This window comes from Spirosoma horti, from assembly GCF_054776595.1.
The window spans coordinates 442,403-463,082 of record NZ_BAAHBQ010000003.1; the positions used below are offsets into that span (position 1 = coordinate 442,403).

Genomic DNA, 20,680 nt, shown 5'->3' on the forward strand with positions numbered 1-20,680 from the left:
ACTTAATATTAAGATTAGCTCACTCAAAATCAGTGTGCTACCAGCCAGTTTTCACCGATCCCAATCCCGGTTTCCATTTTCACACCCATCGGGATAGCATTCTTCATGATCTCATCGACGCGCACCCGAAGCAGATCGATCTCGTCGCGGTGAGCGTCAAAAACGAGTTCATCGTGCACTGTCAGGATCATTTTCGATTTTAATCGCTCGGCCTGCATGAACTCATGGATCTGAATCATGGCAATCTTGAGCATATCGGCTGCGCTTCCCTGAATGGGCGCGTTCACGGCATTTCGCTCGGCAAACATCCGGTCGGTCTGGTTACGCGAGTTAATATCACGCAGGTATCGGCGTCGGCCCAGGATGGTTTCGGCATAGCCAAAGCCCCGCGCCTTTTCAATGCATTGGTCGATATAATCTTTCACCGCCGGAAATCCGGCAAAGTATTCTTCGATGATCTGAGAAGCTTCCTTACGTGGAATCTTTAACCGTTGCGACAAGCCGAACGATGAAATGCCGTAGATGATGCCGAAATTGATGGTTTTCGCCTTCCGACGCATATCGCCCGTGACCTCATCCAGCCCGACGTGGAATACTTTACTGGCCGTTTGGGTGTGAATATCGACACCGTTATTGAAGGCTTCGAGCATGGTTTGGTCCCCACTGAAGGCGGCCATGATGCGCAGTTCGATTTGCGAATAATCGGCCGACATAATGACGAACTCCGGCCCACGTGGCACGAATGCTTTCCGAATCTCCTGCCCGCGTGGTGTCCGGATGGGGATATTCTGCAAGTTCGGATTCGTCGACGACAAACGACCGGTTGCCGCTACTGCCTGGTTGAACGATGTATGAATTCGTCCCGTCCGCTTGCTGATGAGCAACGGCAAGGCATCGACGTATGTGTTCTTGAGTTTGATCAACTCCCGATAATCCAGAATCTTACGGGCAATTTCGTGCTCGGCTTCGAGTTTCGACAGGATCTCCTCCCCCGTTGCATACTGACCGGTTTTGGTCTTTTTTGCGTTTTTATCAAGCTTAAGTTTATCGAACAGAACCTCGCCCAATTGCTTCGGCGACCCAATGTTAAAGGGTTCACCGGCAATGGCAAAAATTTCCTGCTGCACCTGCCGCATATCGACGTCGAGCGTAGCAGAGAGTTCAGCCAGCGCGCTGGTATCAATCGTGATGCCTTCCAGTTCCAGGTCGGTCAGGACCTGAACAAGCGGCATTTCGACCTGATCGAACAGCTTGTGCAGATTATCTTTCTCCAGACGAGGGGCGAACGCTTCTTTGAGCTGAAGCGTCACATCGGCATCTTCACCCGCATAATCGACTACCTTCTGAATGTCCACGTCGCGCATGGTAAGCTGGCCTTTTCCCTTCTTACCAATCAGCGCTTCGATCTCAACCGGACTGTAATTGAGGTAGGTCATAGCCATCATGTCCATATTATGACGCATTTCCGGCTCAATCAGGTAGTGGGCAATCATGGTATCGAACAGTTTACCCTGCACTTCCACGCCATACTTTTTCAGCATCAGCAGGTCGTACTTCAGATTCTGCCCGATTTTTTCAATCACGGGATTTTCAAAAACAGGCTTGAACTGATCGACAATGGCCTGCGCTTCGTCGCGGTCGGCGGGAACGGGCACATAGAACGCTTCGCCGGTGCGATAAGCAAAAGACAGACCAACTAAATCGGCTTCAACAGGATCGATCGCCGTCGTCTCCGAATCGAAACAGATACTTGGCTGAAGACTCAGGTAATGCACCAGACTGGCCCGCAGTTCGGCGGTATCGACCAGCCGATAATCGTGTTTGACGGAGAGAATCGTCTTGCGCCGTTCGGGCTGATTCTCATCCAGTTCATAATCCGGATACACGTCCAGATAAGCCGGTGTCTGGCCGTCTTCGGTTTCGGTCACCTCGGCCCCTACAGCATCGTCTGTTGTGATGGTATCCGATACTTTTTTGCTGGTAGCCGCGGAAGCCGACGCTACAGGGACTTTCACAGATGTGCGTTTGCTTTTCGGCTTTTCGGCAGGAGCGGGTGCCGTACCAGAACCAAAATCGAAAGGAAGATCGTCAGCACCAGTAGGATTCAACGCGCCCATGTTTGGGAATGGCAGGAACGCCGGGGAGTCTCCATTGGGCGAATCGAACAGGTTCATTTGCGACGTGTCACCCGTTTTGAAGGCGGCTGGCATTGGCTTTTCGTCGTAATTGCCACCCAGCAAACGGGTCTTCATCTGCCGAAATTCCAGTTCATCCAGCAAAGCGGCTAATCGGGGTTTGTCGTATTCGGTATGGCGCAGGTGCTCTTCATCGAACGGCACCGGCACATCCAGATGGATGGTTGCCAGCTCTTTCGACAGTAGGCCCTGCTGCGCAAAATTGACAACATTTTCTTTCAGCTTCCCTTTCAGTTCGTCGGCGCGGGCAATCAGGTTTTCGACTGTGCCGAAATCGGCGATCAGTTTCTGCGCTGTTTTTTCGCCAATCCCCGGAATACCCGGAATGTTATCGACCGAGTCGCCCATTAGCCCGAGCATATCCGTCACCTGATCGATCCGCTCGATTTGCCAACGTTCCAGAACTTCGGCTACCCCCAGTTTCTCGGCGGGCTTGCCCATAAAGGCGGGCTTATAAATATGAATGTGCTCTTCGACTAACTGGCCGTAATCTTTATCGGGTGTCATCATATACACCTCAAAATCAGCCAAAGCGGCTTTTTTGGCAATGGTACCAATGATGTCATCGGCCTCGTACCCGTCCAGAATCAGCATGGGAATGTGCATGGCCTCCACAATCTGCTTGATGTACGGCATGGCTACGCTGATATCTTCGGGTTGTGACTGCCGGTTCGCCTTGTACATCGGGAAAGACTCATGCCGAAAGGTCTTTTTGGCCGAGTCAAAAGCCACACCGATATGGGTTGGTTTTTCCTTCGTCAATACCTCGATCATGGCATTCATAAAGCCAAAGACAGCCGAAGTGTTTATACCCCGCGACGAAATTCGAGGGGATTTACTGAAGGCAAAATGTGCGCGGTAGATGAGAGCAAGCGCGTCTAACAAAAACAGTTTTTTAGTCGGTTTGGCCATTCGATAAGAGTAACGGGTCAGTAAGCCAAAGGTCGAAAGTCTTGGCGACAATCGCGCAGTTCCGGCTTTATAAATTGCGAAGAAATGCGAGGAAAATCCCCTTTAATAACAACAGGTATATAGGGGTTTTGATTCCAGAAAAAAGGGTTGAATGCGGCTTCCAAACGTACTATCGGTGACCACAAAAGGCGAAGCGGTAACGCAGGAATCGTAAAGAAAATCATTTAGTTTTCTTCTACAACTCCCGCGCCACCGCTTCGCCATTTATTATTAAATTCGGTTATTGGGGCAATAGCAATCGGTCAATAATATGCACTACTCCGTTTGTAGCCGTAATATCAGGACCAACGATATTCGATGCCGTACCGCTATTTCCTTTGCCGGTAACGGTCAGGGCTGTCGTGCTGATACCGGCCGTAATCGTTCCTCCCTGCAAGGTTGACAGGCTGGCTCCGTTGGTAATGAGTGGTGTATAGGTACGGCTGTTGAGCACATGATAACTCAATATAGACGTCAAAGTACCAACCGGGGTTTTGGCAATAGCCGCCGAGTCGATTCCGACTGCTTTGAAGGCCGCATCAGTCGGCGCAAATACAGTTAATGGGCCCACTGCCGTTAGCGAGGCACCTATGCCCGCTCTCGTTACTGCCGCCTGAAGAAGTTTAAACGAGGCCGTTGGCAACAACACAGGAATGCTCTGAATCGTGGCGACAATGTTGCCAAAAACAGGCGGCAATAACACGCGATCAATCGCGTGAACAACTCCATTACTAGCAAAGCCATCGGCTTGCAGGATGTGTGCCCCGTTGATGGAAACCGTGGACGATGTAGTGGATGTGGAGGCTGCTTTCGATACGTAAATCGGCAGTCCGGCCAACGTTTGTTGAGGGGTGTTAATACCCGCCGGAATATCTGAAGCACTTATCCGGGTGCTGAGTACGTGGTATTGAAGCACTGTTTTGAGAAGATCGACAGGAGCCGCATTGATGGCCGCAGCATCAACGTAACCAAAAGCTTTAAACGCGTCGTCGGTGGGTGCAAAAACGGTATAGGTTCCGGGTTGAGCAAGCGCCCCATCCAGGCCAGCCCGAACAAGGGCTGCTTTTAGCAACGTAAACTTGCTTCCCGTATTGACGAGTTCGCCAATCGTCGACAATGTAGGAGTAGTCGTATCTGCTTTTTTACAGGCGGTGAACGAAAAAGTCAGGGTAGCCAGTAAGACAGCGAGCACAGCCCACTTCTGCCCTGCAAATGCGTTTTTGGTTGGTAACATAAGTAATTAGGTGTTTGTAAAAGAATGGTAGCGGCTATCCGTTCTGCAAACAACAACGAATGAATTATTTTGTTCGCTTTTCTTCATGCATTCACCGGAAAGCCAGCTTCTCTCCTCAAACTATTGATGATGGCAACGGTTATTTTTAAAATTTCTCCCCATTCACTATGAAAATTTACATCCTTATTGGCTTGCTGGCCGGTACACTGGCCTGCCAGAGTCATTCATCTGAACAATCGGCAGCCACGCAGTCATCTGAAAAGGCAACCGCATCCTCCGACACGCTCTGCTTCCGTCAGATCCTGAGCCGCGATACCACCACACTTCAGTTAGTCATAAACGGCAATCAGGCCACGGGTTATTTAGACAGCAATCCTTACGAAAAGGACCGGGCGCGGGGACCGTTTCAGGGAACAGTTAAGGAGGGCCAGATTCAGGTTGACTGGAAGCGTTCGGGCGAAGGAACAACCCAGCCGTATACACTCGATCTACGCATGAACGGAGACAGTCTCTCCTGGCTCGAGGGCGAACGGATTGAACAACAGGGCAAGTGGGTTCTGAAAGACCCTAAAGCTGGCTATGCTTATGTACTTACCAAAATTGACTGTTCGACAGCACCACGGCCCTAATCAATTAGATACGATAGCCAATCTGACATACCTCATAGCGTCAAATTCAGCACTCCGTTTGTCCGTCTGCTTTTTTGGTCGTTGGTTTGTGTACCCTAAAACGGTTTGCTATTAACGCATCATCAACAAATGCCCCAGCCCAAACATGCCCGCGAATCCATTACGGTTATGACCGAAATGGTATTGCCCAATGACACCAATACGCTCAACAACCTGATGGGTGGTCGACTTCTCCATTTCATGGACATTGCGGCTGCCATTGCTGCCCAGAAACACTCGAATCGGCTGGTGGTAACAGCTTCCGTCGACAATGTGTCTTTTTCGGAACCAATCCGGCTGGGCAACATCGTTACCATGAAAGCTCAGGTAACCAGGGCTTTCAGTTCGTCCATGGAAATTTTTATTGAGGTTTGGGCAGAAGACATTCCGGCCGGACACCGGGTTAGCACCAATAGCGCCTATTATACGTTTGTGGCCGTCGATCAGAGTGGTCGGCCCATCGAGGTGCCAGCCGTTATTCCCGAGACTGATGAAGAAAAAGACCGGTATGCAAGCGCCCTTCGTCGGCGGCAGTTGCGCCTGGTACTGGCCGGCCGTATGAACGCTCAGGATGCTACGGAATTAAGGGATTATTTGAAGGTCTGAAACCATTCATTTATTCACGTCTTATGACGAACCGCTGGCCGTCTGGCAAGATGGCCAGCCACATCTACACCGCTTACTTATGCAGTCAGCGTCACCATTTTCCGTATAAATGATCGTAGCCAGTTTGTTTTCTGTAGTTGATGGAAGAGCGTGATGCCTGTCAGCGCACAGGTGATGCCGGCCAAAACGTCCAGCACATAATGGTGGCTCGTATAAACCGCAGAAAACCAAATGCCCACCATGATCAGCCCGAAAAACCAATTGACGAACCCCATCTTTTTCTTGAGGCCATAATACAGGACAATCACCGGGTAGGAGGAATGGAGTGATGGCATGGCCGCAAAAACATTGGAGCTTTTGGCATAAATGGATGCAAAAACGGGCACCCCGACGTACTGATCGAAGGCAGCTAAACCACCCGTGTTGCCGGGGGTATGCGGTTCAAAAACAAAACCGTGGGCCTGTATGTACCAGGGCGGAGCCGCCGGATACACGTAGTACAGAATAAATCCTAATAAATTGACCAGAACAAACGTCAAGGCAAAAGGATAAAACGTGGGCCGATCTTTGAAGAAAAGGTAGGTAGCAAATGACAGCGGAATAGGCACCCAGGTCAGGTAAAACAGGCCGGTCAATACGTTCAGGAAGGTTGTTTTATGCAGCAGCCAATACTCATTGGGCGTCAGGATCGACTGGCCGTGGCCAATACCAAACAGGCTCTTTTCCAGCGCATACAGCGATTCGATGTGTACCGAATTGTACTGGTAATTAGGGAACGCTTTCATGTAATCGAAAACGATCCAGTAAACCGCGAAAATGGAGAACCCAGTTACGAATTTACGGCTTTGACTGGAGGCATAATACAGCCCGTTTACCAACCCGACCAAGACAAGCTGATCAGAGTTGAATCCGACCAGCACATACGACAGTAATAGGTAAGCCACGGATGCCGCGCTTACCACGATTACACCTTTATTAATAAACGGGCTATTGATTTCCGTAGGTTGATTCATTTCTAGACCATGATCCGTTCTACCATCGACTCGCCCGTCAGCGCATTCGTGCCTTCCAGCTGGATGTATTTCACATTCGGCATCCACATGGTCCCTCCTTCTATGTGAAGATAAATCCGTTTGAGGATCACTTTCTTCTGGTTCACAGTCGCGTAGACGTAATAACCGGCATCACGGTCCGACTTTGCCAAATGCAGAGGCAATTTTTTATAAGACACAAAGGTCAGTTCGTACTGCTCGTTCGCTATCGGACGGGCTTTTACACCGTATGCAAACGTGCGCTGGATGTAGGAAAGCTCTTTTTGCTGGCTCTGTTCGGTATATCGAATCCAGAAAACATGAACCGGGTCCCGCTTATCCAGTTGGCCATCTTTCAAATTCAGTGTACAGATAATGGTATTCGGGTTGGGATCCCGCTGAATGTAAAATAACTGATTGGGAATGCCTTTTGGTACCGGAAAGCTTGCTTTTGCCTTTTCCTGATGACTATCGTCTGACAAGGCACTAACTGGCGTTCTGTTGGCCGTCAGTGCGCTGGTCGCCAGAGCGCTGGCCGGAACAGAGTACCCAAAAACGCTGCTGACAAGCAGGAAAGTCACCAGCAACGTTTTTACTGAAGATGGCTTTTCTTTCTCTTCAAGTCCTTTCTTGGCGTCCATGAGCCGGTTATAGGCCGTAATGTTGGTCATAATGGCCATGACGACCAGGGGCAGGGTAAAAATGGACATGGTTTCGAAGACATGTACCGGTACTCCAGGCACATACACTTTAAAATCAGAACCCAGCAACGGGGCAAAACAACCACAGGCCAGCGCCGATACCCCAATGGTGATGACCCGTTCGGGGCGCTGCATGAGCCCCCCTTTGCACTCGATCCCCAGTCCTTCAGCGCGGGCACGGGTGTAGCTAACCATCATGGAGCCAATCAGGGCAATAAACGCAAACAGCGAACTAAAAAAGTAATGATGCGAAATCAGGTAATAGCAAATACCCAGAAACATAATCAGTTCACTGTAGCGGTCCAGCACCGAATCGAAGAGGGCACCGTATAAGGAACTCATTTTCCCCAGCCGTGCCACCTGTCCGTCGAGCATATCGAACAAACCGGCAAACAGCACAAGCGCCCCCGCCCAGCCAATGTAGCTAAAGTCGCCCCGGTTCCCCTGCTCGGCACCGGCGATAAAAATAAATGCTACGCCAATATTTAAGATAAGCCCAATGGTGGTCACCATGTTAGGTGTCAAGCCTAACCGGATCAATAGTTTAACAAATGGGTTTATGACGGTATAAATCCCCAGTTGAATTTTTGTTCGGAGTGTAAGTGCCTGTTGCATAATACATAATCGTTAAAAATCGAGCGTAGCACGAGCCCGAATCCCCCATGAGGACACATTAGGATGATCAAGATAATTGAGTCGTTTAACCAGATCGATCCGGAAAAACTTAAATACGTTGGCAATACCCGCACTTGCTTCGATATACGGCGTTCGGTTAAGCGTGTAGGTGTACGGAACGCCCATTGCGTTAACCGGAAACTGGTAGAGCGATGGGTGCTGTTGCGGATCGTTCTCACTGCGTAACCCGCCATAAAGGGCTTTAAATGAGACCGCTTCCCGCCATTTCAACCGTTTGAACAACGGAATTTTATTAAAGAAAAACCCATTGAACGAGTGATCTATGCTAACGCTGGCATACCGGTCACTGACGAACTCAAGGAAATTCATCAGGTTATAGGAGTTTAACTGATAGGCATACGTTTGGTTAGCCCGGTGAATGGTTAATAGGGGGAAAGGAACCTGACCAAAAATATAGCCACCCTGAAGCGTTACCGTCGAATAGCCCAGTTGTGAGAGCCAAAACCGCTTGCTGGCCGTAGCCGTCAGGTTCTGGTAATTATATTGACTTTGCAAGAGCCCTTTTATTCCGGCAGCAAAACGCAGCGTAAATACGGGGTAGCGCCCAACAATCGGCACCCGATAAATTTTACCCTGATAAAACTGCTCATTGGGCGCCCAGCGGGTCTCCACCGAGAATTCGGAGGTTGTTAACGTAGGTGATGGCGTATTTTCGTCGTCGCCCAGCCGTTTGAACTGCAGAGCTCCTGCGGGAGACTGCTGCCAGTTTTTGAACCCAAGGCTGTAGGAGAAATGGTTTTCAAACTCGTGGACGTAGTCGATTCGCCAGGTATCGTTGTATAACCACTTGTCATTCACACCCCGTTTGAATGATAACAGAAAATTATCTTCCTGCACAAATTGTAGCTCCTGCCCCGGAATTTTTGTGTCGCGCTGGAAACTGGCCCGGACGTAATTCTGTGGGAACTGGTAAATAGATTTGTTGTTGAGTGAATAGGTCCCGCTTAGGAAGTACTTCCATCGCTGATCTTTGAACCCATACGCTGCGTATGTCTCCGCATAATAGCGCTTGCTCAACTCCGGCGTCGTCCGTCCGCCCACCCGCAGGCGAAACCCTTCTACCGGGTTGAAACTGTAAAATGTATTGGCGGGACCAATCTCAAACGGACCAAAGGATTTGTAACCGGCAATGACAAAGGTCAGTGCTTCCATAGTTCGCCGAAACGACGGCATTCGCTTCAGGCTGTCAATGTTGGTATACACTTTCGATTCGGCCAGAGACAGTGAGTCATGGCGGTTGGTCTTCCAGAACTCATCGGGTTGCGTGGCTGCTTCGGCATCTACGATCTGTTGCTGACCGTCATAAAACTGAGCGGGCAGCGCTTCGTCCGTTTTGTAGTTTCGGTAAGAAAGGGTTCGCTGCCCGAAAATACCGCCCCCTTTGTTTTTGTTGACACCAAAATCAGCCAGCAGGTCGCTCTTGCTCAGAAAGTAACGACCGTCGGTATTTTGCTCAAACTGCAGGCGAATCTGCAACTCCCGCACCCAGTTCAGATTGATTCTGGGATTGATCGTCAGGTTGATTTTCTGGACTGCATAATTACTGTCCAGCGTGATGTACATTTTTCCCTCAAACAACATATCCGTTGGATTACGGGGCACGAAGTTGAGGCCAACGAGTTTTGTCTTGTTAACGACAATTGTATCGGCCAGATAAAACTGATAAAAAGTGGGTGCACTATTGGCAATTGGACTCAGGAACTGATTGGTCATCAGAAAGATCGAGTTGGAATAAATGTCCACCTTCGAGTACATTCTGTTCAGATAAAGGCTAAGCCCGTTATTATCGAAATACTGGCCAAAATCGACCCGTTTACTGCCTTTAATGATCACTTTATCCCGTAGCGGGCTTTTGCGAAAGTAATGATCGGCTATTTTTTCTTCCAGATAAATTGGCAGCAGCGATTTTCCTGGCAACGTCGTCGTATCCCGATTGTCCAGCAGGAAGCGATACTTCTGAAAGATCTTTCGTTCCGATATTTTCGTCGATAAACTGCTGAGGGAGAACTGCAATTTGTCATACTCCTCGTAGGCTGCGTAGGCGTAGTTCCCGATTTGGTTCTGCTCCTTGTGGCTGATTACATTCCGGATCAATTCAACCGCCGGATTGTTTTTATTGCGATAGCGCTCTCGCTTACCACTCCGGATCACCACTTCGTTCAGGAGTTGTGATTCGGGCTCCAGTTTAATTGCTACCGTTTGGGTCGTTCCGGGAGTAATGGCTCGGGTCGACAATTTATACCCAATGAACGAGACGGCAACTTTAGTAAAGTTTCCATTTCCCGTTAAGGTATACTGCCCTTTTTCATTACTGGTTGTACCAACAGTAGTACCAAAAAAAACAATATTGGCAAATGACAGGGGCTGGTTGGTAACCGCATCCGTGATCGTTCCGGTAACGGTGGTTGTCTGCGCTCTGGTTAAGCTACTAAAAAGCAGCAATCCGCCAACGAGCAGGATTGATAACCGGAGTGAAGTATAGCGCAGAAATATATTCATGATAAGCTGAAGACGAAGTCCTTCTGAAAAAAGTAATTGTAACTCACGCCAACTAGAATGGCTACACCTGTTTTCGCTACCAGATACTGAATACCCATGAACTGAGTAGCGACGAAAAGTCCGGCCGCATTGAGTCCTGCGTTGCCGAGCCAAACCAGTACGAACCGGCTAAACTGGAGGCCGATTGGCTGATTGCTCTGGGCAAAAACCCATGCCTTGGATAGACCGAAACTAACCACACCTCCACCAATGGCCCCGGTCACGCTGGCCGACATATACCAGAAATGACCCAGACTGACGCAGGCAATAGTTGTCAGAAAATCGACACCTGAAGCGATCAGAGAAGTAAGCTGTGCTTTAAAGAACGTTTGCATTTATACGTTTATAAGAGGCCAGTTGCCCATACAACCTGTAGGAGCACATTAGCATAAAGTCCTGCCAGTACATCATCCAGCATCACCCCCCAGCCGCCTTTGAGCTTTTCCAGTTTGCGGATACCGAGCGGCTTGGCGATGTCGAACAAACGAAAGAGGAACAAACCGGCAAGCAGGCTTTTAACGGTAATTGGCACAAACAACAGGCTAATACACATCCCCACTATTTCGTCAATAACAACCCGATAATTATCCTTGCCCCATTGATGCTCAACTTCCGTTGCTGACCAGATACCGACTGCGGTTAGAACAATCGTGATCAGCACTGGAAAAAAAAACGAAAAATCAGCAGGATGAGTTGCATTGAGACGCGCCATGTACCAGACAGCGCAACACACAACCGAGGCTACCGTACCTCCGCCTTTACGGATGTAGCCTATGCCCAAACCCGTGGCAATCAGCTTATGTATGAATTGCACGATTTGCCTTTTTTCGTCTGGCCTCTACACCCACAGCTGTTGCTGCTGGCAGTGCCTCCGAGAGCAAGACATGTAGGTTGTTAAATGACTTGGTAGTATACTGTTTCATTCAGGTAATTTTTTAGCTCATAATGGTCTAATGAAAGCCTTTACACACCCGTTTCCAGAACTAAATCTGCTGGCGGATCTCTAAAACACCCACCTCGGTTCAGCTTCTGTCAATGTCTACTAACTATAACCTGCTAAATAAGTTGTAGTTATTTTTGTTATGTTGACAATCATCGTTATTTGATTAAACAAGTACTTTAATCAGTTGTTTAAATCAATTAAATAAGTTAAAAAATAGTTCACGATGAAGCCGATTTTTGTATCATTTGATGAGCAGAGCAGGCAGTTTTTTTTCGCTAATAGTCTTTCCATCAATATATAAACAACAGAAAGAAGGCCCTTTAACCAGTTAGGGTTGGTTAAAGGGCCTTCTTTTGAGCAACACATTATTAATTTTGTTGAGCGAATCCAACAAAGCCCACGAATTGTACTAAACTAAGAATGCGCCTAACTTAAATTGTGGATCGCTAGCTTAGTTTAGTTCTCTAGCTTCATCGATTGCCTGGACACAGTTACTACTGTCCGGCATTGCACCCCCAAACGGATAAGTAAAGAAGCTGAAGGTTGATAGTGATACAAAAAAACCGGCCTGATGGCCGGTTATAACACCCGAAAGTTTTAGGAACCGGTGCAAAAATAGTTATTTCTTGACCCCTGTAATGTCTCCCCGCTTGGTAAGTGTAACCCCAAGCTGGAGCGTTTCTGTCTTTGTATTAAGGGTAATTACCTTATCCTGCACGACAAATTGGCCCTGAGCTGTGTAGGCAGCATCGTATGTTTTTCCACCAAATACGAGTGGTTCGCTTTGCTTATCAATAATGGTATACGTTGCATCGACCAGCTCAGCCGTTAATGTTTGCTTGGTTGTATTATTGAAAAGTAATTCCAGGTAGACTTGATTGGCGGCCTGTGCTTTTGTGACCGTGATCTGCACTTTACCGGCTTCCGGATCGGAAGCCTGAAGACTGTTATTGATGTAGGTTGTCGATTTATAATCACCTGCATACACACCTACATATTGATCTCGGGGGTCGACCGCATCCGCTCCGCCGGATTTTTTGCAGGCCGTGGTTAACGAACCAAGGATAACCAAAGCAAGAATTGTGTTTCGTAAGGATCGAACGGCATAAGCAGTAGCCATAAGTTACTATGTGTATTAGGTTATATTCAAACGTTGTCTATCAAACGCCGTGCCGGGTTTGTGCAGTATAAAGCCCGCACAAAACTACAAATTTGCGCAGGTTTACACTATGGCAGAACGATACAGTAATCAGCTTTCTTACGGGGCTAACAATCTGGTTATTGCACTTTCAGATACAGAAGTCGCCAAGTTTTTCGGAGCGACACCCGCTCTTATATCGGATCAGAAGCCGAAAAGCTTAAAGTGGCTAATCGTGTTTCATCAGACTCGATTATGACGATGAGCACAACTGGGACATGTTGATTATGGAGCGCTTGTATCCACTCGATTTTCGCAGCCTGGAAATCAGCAAACGTGAGTTGCTACTTGATGTGTTCGAGGATGAACTGAGACAATTGCATCAGGCCGGCTTTGTCCACCGGGATGTCAGACGACCTTCTGACCAGTCTGGGGAGCGCTATGACAATGTGTTTCTGACCAATCAGGGTCTGCGCCTGATCGACGCAGGCATTTCGTTTCGGCGTTGCGCGTGCAGGTAGGCGATAAGCTGTTCGGGAAATATCTGGAGATCGAAGAGCGGAAAATGGCCGAATTTCAAGCGTATTTTTTGAATAGGTAAACAACGCTGACAGACTTGACTTGTCATAACGTCGCCTATGCCAGCGCTGTTTACCTAGCCTCGTCGTTGTTACTGAGGCTCATCACCAAACTTTTCGTTGCGCCCCGACTTATCGGAGTCGCCGGTAATAGCGCCTTTCGCCATTTCGAACAGTTTCACCATTTTTCCACCCGGCCGATCCCAATATTCGCCGGCATGAGTCGTTACTTTCAGCAAGGTAACATCCGGATCGTCTTTACCATTGGGAAACCATGTTTTCAGAAAATCGCTCCACAGCTCATCCACTTTAGCCTGGTCTTTCACGACTTCTGCGTACCCTGAAGTAGATACATAAACCTCTGAGCCGGGGTCCGAAAAGCCCAGCGCGACACGGTCGTTCTGGCGTATTTCGGCCACCTTGTTTGACTTTTCGTAAGTAAAGAACCACATTGTTCCATCGGGCTCTATTTCGTGAGTAGCCATGGGGCGGGTGTGAAAATCGCCGTCGGGCTCCTGCGTAGTAAGCATAGCAATCCGAATATCCTTGATTTTGTCTTTCAGTTTATCGACTTCGAGTGAAGTCAATGTCCGTTGTTGAGTTTGCATGAGATTTTCAGGTTTTTGTTGTCCAAATGAAATACCGCGTTTAGCCATAGGGTTTATAGGTTAAAGCATTTTTTTCATAAGTTGAGCCTACGGCCTTTAAGAAAGTAGAATGATCGTCGGAGGCACTTCGGATGAGTATTCAGTAAACGGGACGGAATAGAATAATGACAACGGAAAGTAGGCACCGACCAAATTTGTTTAGCTATGCCACTAGTGAGCTATCACAAGATGCGTTTATATGCTGGCTTGCCGCCTGGGCTGATCCAGCCTTCAAGTCTGTCGATGCTCAATTACACCAAGTTGCCTGCGAATTTATTGCTTCGTTAATTCATAAACATAAGCCGTCCTACGACATGTCTAATGTCAGGACCATTGATGTTGAGAGACAAGTTGAAAAATTAGATGTATTGATAACAGTCAACGAGAAGTCTGGCGATGATAGGCTGGCAATCTTAATTGAAGACAAAACGCATACTGACCATCATTCAGGTCAATTGGGAAGATATTACGAGAATGCTATTAAGAATTTTACGGCTGAACAGATTGTACCAATATATTTTAAAACGGGCTACCAGTCGAAGTTTGATGTAGGCCAGTATAAAACATATTTACGGAAGGATTTTCTGAATCTACTAAAACGGGGAAGCACACAAGTTAAAAATGCCATTTACGATGATTTCTTAGCTCATTTAGAGCACATGGAGTATGTAGTTAATCAATATGGCGTTAAAGAATTAACTAAAGTAGATAGTACCAGTAACTGGGACCCTAATGACTGGCGTGGATTCTTCATGAGTCTGTACGATAAACGAAGCCAACTTTATGACGTTACAAATAGCGATGCCGCGAACTGGAATTACATTGCCAACCCTTCGGGCGGCTTCTTTGGCTTTTGGTGGTATTTTAAAGAATTGACCGGGGAATTTTATACACCCTATTTACAACTTGAGAATAACTCTCTTTGCTTCAAGATTAAGGTAGAGGACGCCCAGAAGCGAGCACAAGCTCGTGAGGAAGCTTACGATAAATTAAGGGCAGTCCATACAGAAGTAGAGCGTCCCAAACGAATGGGGAACGGACTCTATATGACTGTAGCTCGCTGGAAAGGCGATTACAGAAAATCAAAAGATAATAAGCTAGATTTCGAAGCTACTTTGGAAACCTTAAAGAAAGCACAACAAATTCTGGATACAGCTTTCCCTAACTTGTCCTGATCCCTTAGCAGTGAGTCTGTCGAAACAGGAGTCGTAAATTATCGATCTACTAAGGCCAAACCGGCCTAACGTCAATATGCAAAAGAGTCTACAGCCAGATTGGCTCTATGGTGCAGTGACTGTTAAGCTTTTTCCAGAAAGTCGTTTGCCTGGTTCACGATGAGCGGGGAATGTGTATACAAGGAGCCATGCGAAAAATCGGGGTAACAGGTCAGCGTGACTCATGAGAGCGACCAATTAATACCCATCTAGTATACCTTTTAGAATAATATACCACTTATATTTGACTTCTAATCCCAGAACCAGGCATTAATATACTACAAATTGAAAGCGCTCAGCCTGGTTTTTGCCTTCTTCCTCAGTTACTACTCAACAGCCAGAGCGCAGCATTTTGCGGCCTCCGTTCAGCACTATGGGTTCGAGCAGGGGCTGGCCCACCGCGAAGTGAACGCTATTTTTCAGGACCGCCGGGACTTTATGTGGTTCGGCACCAAACTGGGCCTTAGTCGCTTCGACGGGGCTACCTTCACCACCTATACCCGGGAGAAAAACGGGCTCGATTTTGATGATATCCAATCCATTGCCCAGGATGCTGACGGGCTGCTATGGCTCTTGGGGCCTGAGGGCAAATCAGCCATCACCCTATTTGATCCGGTAACGGGTGTGGCCACCTCCTTTCAGAAACGCTTTCATCAGTCCCGACACAACCGATCCCCGGCATTGCCGCAGTTGCTGTTGAATGGTCCTGACGGAACGATATTCTTTGTGGATTACCAGCCAGTCAAACTGAATAGCTACCATCCCAGGTTGGGTCTGAAGACGGTGTCATTACCCCAGTACACGACATTGACGCTAGTGGCCGTTACCCCACACAACACCGTTTGGGCCATTGCCAACCAGAAACAACTGGTGGAACTAACGCCGGACGGGCGCGTACTGCGTACCTACGACCACTCAGGAAGTATCATCACCTGTTTAGGCCAGCGCCATGCCAGTACGGAATTCTTTTACAGGGTCGTACCAGACGCAAAGTCCCCTTCTACAGGCCAACTGTTTAAAATCGACGGCTCGGGTCGTCGTCAGGAACAATCCATTGACCTCATCAAATCCGAGAAACTGCAACGACAACTTGGCTATGCCTTTGACCGGAACGGACTTGTCTGGAATGGTAGCCAGTTGCGGGACTCCACCGGGAAAGTTACACTCGATATCAGCGATCAACTGGCCAGCGGCTTGATTGATAACCGGAGCTTTTTTCGGGATAAAAATGGGGGCTTCTGGTTGGGAACTAGCTTTGGCCTCTACCAGATCCAGGTCAGACAGAACTATTTTCAGCGTTTATTCTATCAATCTGGCAACGGGAAACAACCCGCCGTTCGGGGTATTACCGCCGTAGGTGATACGCTCTTCACGAATCTGGAGAATGGTTTAGGTTTATTCGCCAGCCGACGTTCGGGGGCATCGGCCCGCCTGCTGATGGAGAGGCCGCGGTCGTTGCTTAGTTTGAGCGGTAACCTGGCGGGTAAACTCTACTTAGGCGAAGGCTATACGCTGGTCGCCTATGATTACCGAACGACTAAAAGCACCGTGATGCCCCTACCCGGCCCGGGAGCCGTTTGGACCATTCATCCCTTTTCGGCCAACCCCCGCCGGTTGCTGGCCGGTGGCGATCCCGGTTTGTGGCTGGTCGACCCGGCCACCAACCGGATAACTCCTTTCCGGGGCTATAACCAGTTTCCCGAATTAGCCCAGGCGCACGTCCTGCACATTGGCACCGACCGCCAGGGCACGATCTGGCTCTGCGCCACCACGGGGCTCTACACCCTCGACTCGCGAACGGGCGTTACGGCCCGCTACTGGCGGGGTGGCCTGGGAGCCCACAAACTACCCGCCGATAGCTACCAGCATTTTTACCAGGCGCCCAATGGACTCTTCTGGCTGGCTACGGCCAATGCCGGACTGGTGCGCTGGGATCGCGCCCGGAGCCGCTACCGCCAGTTTAAACGGGCTGAGGGGTTGAACAACGATAACATTTACGCGGTGTATGCCGACCGGCGGGGTCACCTCTGGCTCAGTAGTGATAACGGTATCATGCAGTTCGATCCGGTCCGGCTCACCACTCGGTCCTATACGGTGCAGGAGGGTATCACACACAACGAGTTCAACCGTATCGCCCACTATCAGGATGCGCAGGGACGACTTTATTTCGGCGGTCTTAACGGCGTAACGGCCTTCGATCCGCGTGATTTTGACGCCGAACCCCCGCTGCCCTCCCTGCCTCTGCGGGTAGTTTCTTTCCACCAGTTCGATGCCGAGCGCAATACGCTGGTCGATAAGACGGCGCAACTGCTCAGGACCAATCAGATCACACTGCTGCCCAACGACCGGAGCAGTATTATTGATTTCGCGCTGCTCAACTATACCGATGCCCAGAAGAATACGTACGCCTACCAGTTCAAGGGGGTGGATAATACCTGGCGCTACCAGACGGAGTCCTCGCTGCGGTTGGGCAACCTGCCCTACGGCGACCACCAACTGCTTATTCGGGGGCAGGCCGCCGACGGTCGAATGTCGTCGGCTACGCTCTCCATTGGGGTGCGGGTGTTGCGGCCGTTTTATATGCGTGGCTGGTTTGGCATTTCCCTGGCATTTCTGTTGTTGGGCGGGATTTGGGCCTGGGGCCAGTGGCGGGAATGGCGCTACCAGCAGGCCCAGATCCGGTTACAAACCCAGATCAACGAGGCCACCCAGACCATTACTCGACAGGCGCAGGATCTGTTGCAGCTTGACGAGACTAAATCCCGATTTTTTGCCAACATCACCCACGAGTTCCGTACACCGCTGACCTTGATTCTGTCGCCGGTGGAAACGTTGCTAAGTGACTTGAAACAGACGCCCTATGGCGAACGGTTGACGCTGGTGGAGCGAAATGCCCGGCAGTTGCTGGGGCTAGTTAATCAGCTCATGGACCTAGCCCGGCTGGATGCCCAGCAGATGACGCTAACGCTGGTATCGGGGCGGCCTGATGTCGTGGTAGGCCAGTTGCTGGAAGGATTTGCCGTAGCAGCCACCACGGCGCACATTGACCTGGTGTACCAACCCGAAGAAACGGGCCTGTACTGGTTCGATGCCGACAAGCTGGAGCGCATCGTAACGAATCTGGTGGCCAATGCGCTCAAGTTTACGCCAGGCAGTCTTCAGCAACCGGGCCGGGTAACCGTAACGTTGCACGCGCAGGACGGCTTTCACCTGACGGTAGCCGACACCGGCATCGGCCTGGATGCTGACCACCTGGCACACCTCTTTGAGCGGTTTTACCGAGTCGAGAAAAGTGTCGATCCTCAGCCAACAGGAACGGGCCTTGGGCTGGCGCTGGTGAACGAACTGATCGATCTGCAACAGGGAACCATCCGGGTCGAGAGCCATCCAGGCCAGGGCACCACGTTCCGGGTCTGGCTCCCCTATCAACCCGTTACCGATGTAGTGACCGCCAGTCAGGCAGGGAGTGCTCAAGAGGAGGTGGCCCGCGAGGAGCCTGCTCTTGACAAGGAGGCTGCAGACTCATCCCAGGATGAACCCGCCGTGTTGTTGCTGGTAGAAGACAATGAGGATATGGCCCAGTTTATCACCGCCAGCTTGCCCCCTTATTACACCGTACATCGGGCCGCAGATGGTCTGGCTGGCCTGGAACAGGCCCGACGGCTGCTACCTGATCTGATCATCAGCGACGTAATGATGCCCCGCCTGGGCGGTTACGAACTCTGCCAGCGGCTAAAAACCGATGCCGGTACCGATCATATTCCAGTACTCTTACTCACGGCCAAAGTAAGTCTGGATAGCCGAATGCAGGGGCTACGGCTAGGTGCCGACGAGTATCTGACTAAACCGTTCCATGTAGCCGAACTGTGCCTGCGGGTACGCAATTTGCTGGCCACCCAGCGCCGACTGGGTGAGAAGATTCGGGCGGAGCTACAATCGCCAGAAACCTCGTCCGAACCAGCGCATCCATTTATTCAAACGCTGTACCAAATTCTAGATACGCATCTGGACGATGCCTCATTCGGGGCGGAACAACTGGCGATGCAGGCCAATTTAAGCCGAATGCAGCTTTACCGTAAACTCAAAGCGCTGGTGGGCTTACCGGCCACCGACTTCATTCGGGAGTACCGACTCAAGCAGTCGATCGCCTTTCTGCAACAGGGATTATCCGTTAGCCAGTCGGCTTACGCGGTGGGCTTTGAGAATCCCTCCTACTTCGGTCAGTGTTTCCGCGAACAGTTTGGCCAGCCCCCTTCCCGCTTTATTACCCGGCCCGTCTAAATCGCGGCCTTACTCGTGTGCCGTTTTAATGACGGCCTATCTTCTCGCAGGTAATCCAAAGCGCTTAACGTCCCACCCGTATGGCTGCGTTTTCGCGCCCCAAACCGCGCCGACCGGGCTCTCCACGTTTGGCTTCCCCCAACCAGCAGCTACCCTTGGACATGGTCACCCGTTGGGCTGGTTCCAGGAGGTCGCCCCAGCTTTGTTTAATGCCCTGATGGGCCACCCACCTGCCGGGTTACACCTAATTATAGTACCCACAAGACCCTGTAACGGGCTTTTTTTCAGTATCTGTTACCACAGCAAGAGGATGTGTTACCAGCGTAAGAGTCGGACAAACGGGGTTAGTCTACTTTTGAGGACCCGGCATCCCAGCCCAATCTCCAGGGCCAAGCCGGTAAAACCAGGCTTACCGGCTTGGTAGAAATACATTAATCTTTATGAATCTGCAATTAAATACCCCTCGGTTATGAACTTCCTAAAAAAGCTTTTCAGGCAGGAAAAACCCCGGCCTACTGAACTGACCCTCGCTATGAATAAAGAGATATCAACTCGCTTAAAACAGGCGGCTGAGTTACGCCTGAGTAAGCAGTGTGAGCATGCTCTTGCCACGTGTAATGAAGTTTTGTTGCTCCATCCTACCAATCATCTTGCTTATCAGATTCGGGCTCTGACCAAATATGATATGAATGATCAGGATGGAGCTATCCGGGACTGGAACCGATTCAAATCCTTGCAAAAATGGGCCAAGTGACCAAGCCTGCTGGCTAAAAAACGTACGATGTACCCGTCAGGGTGTCTTAATTAATCCGGTTACCCTTATCCAACGTTATATATGAATTCTCCGTTTTCAGTTCCCATTACTGATTGTTCTGTTCTTTCGGACAGTATCAGATCCATACGTATCAATGATTTTCGCGCCGGCTGGAAAAGTAAACCAATTACTGATTTGATCATGATTAAAGGAATACGGGGCTACAGCTGGCTATACTGGAACGATGGGACCAGACAGATGATGGCCTATACGTTGAAGCATTATGTCAACCAATTACCGATGAGTGCCTTTATCCGTGTTCACCAGAACTGCGTAATCAACCGGGATTTTGTGCAGAAAACTCAGTTGACCCACCGTGGTCCCCTACTACGTCTTTCCACAGGAGTCGACATTGCCATCTCCCGACGGCGGTAGTCGATAGTCAAAAAAGAATTACAGGATTTTATTAAGCAGAACGGCCAGGATGACTGATTAGCTGATCGCT

The 20,680-nt window shown here is 49.6% G+C and carries 16 protein-coding genes; 7 read left to right on the top strand and 9 right to left on the bottom strand.

Annotated elements, in window-relative coordinates:
* Positions 1–29: 29 nt before the first annotated feature.
* Both polA and ACYVAM_RS09745 read right to left on the bottom strand, forming a co-directional pair.
* Positions 30–3,107, bottom strand: a complete 3,078-nt coding sequence (polA, locus tag ACYVAM_RS09740) for a DNA polymerase I (RefSeq protein WP_461066345.1) — start codon at positions 3,105–3,107, stop codon at positions 30–32.
* Between the two features lie 280 nt (positions 3,108–3,387).
* Positions 3,388–4,380 carry a fasciclin domain-containing protein gene (locus ACYVAM_RS09745; protein ID WP_461066347.1) on the bottom strand — a complete coding sequence of 331 codons (993 nt, stop codon included), beginning with the start codon at positions 4,378–4,380 and terminating at the stop codon, positions 3,388–3,390.
* A 167-nt stretch (positions 4,381–4,547) separates the two neighbouring features.
* On the opposite strand from ACYVAM_RS09745, the gene ACYVAM_RS09750 reads away from it, so the two are divergent.
* The gene (locus ACYVAM_RS09750) at positions 4,548–5,009 is read left to right on the top strand and encodes a hypothetical protein (protein ID WP_461066349.1); all 462 of its coding nucleotides are present in this window, start codon (positions 4,548–4,550) and stop codon (positions 5,007–5,009) included.
* Positions 5,010–5,138: 129 nt separating this feature from the next.
* Positions 5,139–5,654 carry an acyl-CoA thioesterase gene (locus ACYVAM_RS09755; protein ID WP_046576161.1) on the top strand — a complete coding sequence of 172 codons (516 nt, stop codon included), beginning with the start codon at positions 5,139–5,141 and terminating at the stop codon, positions 5,652–5,654.
* A 77-nt stretch (positions 5,655–5,731) separates the two neighbouring features.
* On the opposite strand, the gene ACYVAM_RS09760 is transcribed toward ACYVAM_RS09755, so the two are convergent.
* The 6 genes from ACYVAM_RS09760 to ACYVAM_RS09785 form a co-directional block, all read right to left on the bottom strand.
* Positions 5,732–6,667, bottom strand: a complete 936-nt coding sequence (locus tag ACYVAM_RS09760; RefSeq protein WP_461066351.1) for a phosphatase PAP2 family protein — start codon at positions 6,665–6,667, stop codon at positions 5,732–5,734.
* Between the two features lie 2 nt (positions 6,668–6,669).
* Positions 6,670–8,001 carry a DUF4833 domain-containing protein gene (locus ACYVAM_RS09765; protein WP_461066353.1) on the bottom strand — a complete coding sequence of 444 codons (1,332 nt, stop codon included), beginning with the start codon at positions 7,999–8,001 and terminating at the stop codon, positions 6,670–6,672.
* A 12-nt stretch (positions 8,002–8,013) separates the two neighbouring features.
* The gene (locus tag ACYVAM_RS09770; RefSeq protein ID WP_461066355.1) at positions 8,014–10,581 is read right to left on the bottom strand and encodes a DUF5686 and carboxypeptidase-like regulatory domain-containing protein; all 2,568 of its coding nucleotides are present in this window, start codon (positions 10,579–10,581) and stop codon (positions 8,014–8,016) included.
* A complete protein-coding gene (locus tag ACYVAM_RS09775) occupies positions 10,578–10,955 on the bottom strand; it encodes a GtrA family protein (RefSeq protein ID WP_461066357.1) in 378 nt (125 codons plus the stop codon). Before ACYVAM_RS09775 ends, ACYVAM_RS09770 begins: the two co-directional genes overlap by 4 nt.
* 8 nt (positions 10,956–10,963) lie before the next feature.
* Positions 10,964–11,434 (bottom strand): phosphatidylglycerophosphatase A family protein, encoded by a 471-nt coding sequence (locus ACYVAM_RS09780; RefSeq protein ID WP_461066359.1) that lies wholly within the window; start codon positions 11,432–11,434, stop codon positions 10,964–10,966.
* A 748-nt stretch (positions 11,435–12,182) separates the two neighbouring features.
* Positions 12,183–12,683 carry a hypothetical protein gene (locus ACYVAM_RS09785; protein ID WP_461066361.1) on the bottom strand — a complete coding sequence of 167 codons (501 nt, stop codon included), beginning with the start codon at positions 12,681–12,683 and terminating at the stop codon, positions 12,183–12,185.
* Between the two features lie 305 nt (positions 12,684–12,988).
* Here ACYVAM_RS09785 and ACYVAM_RS09790 point away from each other — a divergent pair, with 305 nt between their 5' ends.
* Positions 12,989–13,222: a hypothetical protein gene (locus tag ACYVAM_RS09790; RefSeq protein WP_461066363.1), complete on the top strand. Its 234-nt coding sequence runs from the start codon at positions 12,989–12,991 to the stop codon at positions 13,220–13,222.
* 149 nt (positions 13,223–13,371) lie between these two features.
* Here ACYVAM_RS09790 and ACYVAM_RS09795 read toward each other — a convergent pair whose 3' ends face one another.
* Positions 13,372–13,887 carry a pyridoxamine 5'-phosphate oxidase family protein gene (locus tag ACYVAM_RS09795; protein ID WP_461066365.1) on the bottom strand — a complete coding sequence of 172 codons (516 nt, stop codon included), beginning with the start codon at positions 13,885–13,887 and terminating at the stop codon, positions 13,372–13,374.
* 164 nt (positions 13,888–14,051) lie between these two features.
* Between ACYVAM_RS09795 and ACYVAM_RS09800 the strand changes: the two genes are divergently transcribed.
* The 4 genes from ACYVAM_RS09800 to ACYVAM_RS09815 all read left to right on the top strand — a co-directional run bounded on the left by ACYVAM_RS09800 (position 14,052) and on the right by ACYVAM_RS09815 (position 20,610).
* A complete protein-coding gene (locus ACYVAM_RS09800) occupies positions 14,052–15,101 on the top strand; it encodes a PD-(D/E)XK nuclease family protein (protein WP_461066367.1) in 1,050 nt (349 codons plus the stop codon).
* Positions 15,102–15,425: 324 nt separating this feature from the next.
* A complete protein-coding gene (locus ACYVAM_RS09805) occupies positions 15,426–19,421 on the top strand; it encodes a hybrid sensor histidine kinase/response regulator transcription factor (protein ID WP_461066369.1) in 3,996 nt (1,331 codons plus the stop codon).
* A 469-nt stretch (positions 19,422–19,890) separates the two neighbouring features.
* A complete protein-coding gene (locus tag ACYVAM_RS09810) occupies positions 19,891–20,175 on the top strand; it encodes a hypothetical protein (RefSeq protein ID WP_461066371.1) in 285 nt (94 codons plus the stop codon).
* 81 nt (positions 20,176–20,256) lie between these two features.
* Positions 20,257–20,610, top strand: a complete 354-nt coding sequence (locus ACYVAM_RS09815) for a LytTR family transcriptional regulator DNA-binding domain-containing protein (protein ID WP_461066373.1) — start codon at positions 20,257–20,259, stop codon at positions 20,608–20,610.
* Positions 20,611–20,680 lie beyond the last annotated feature (70 nt).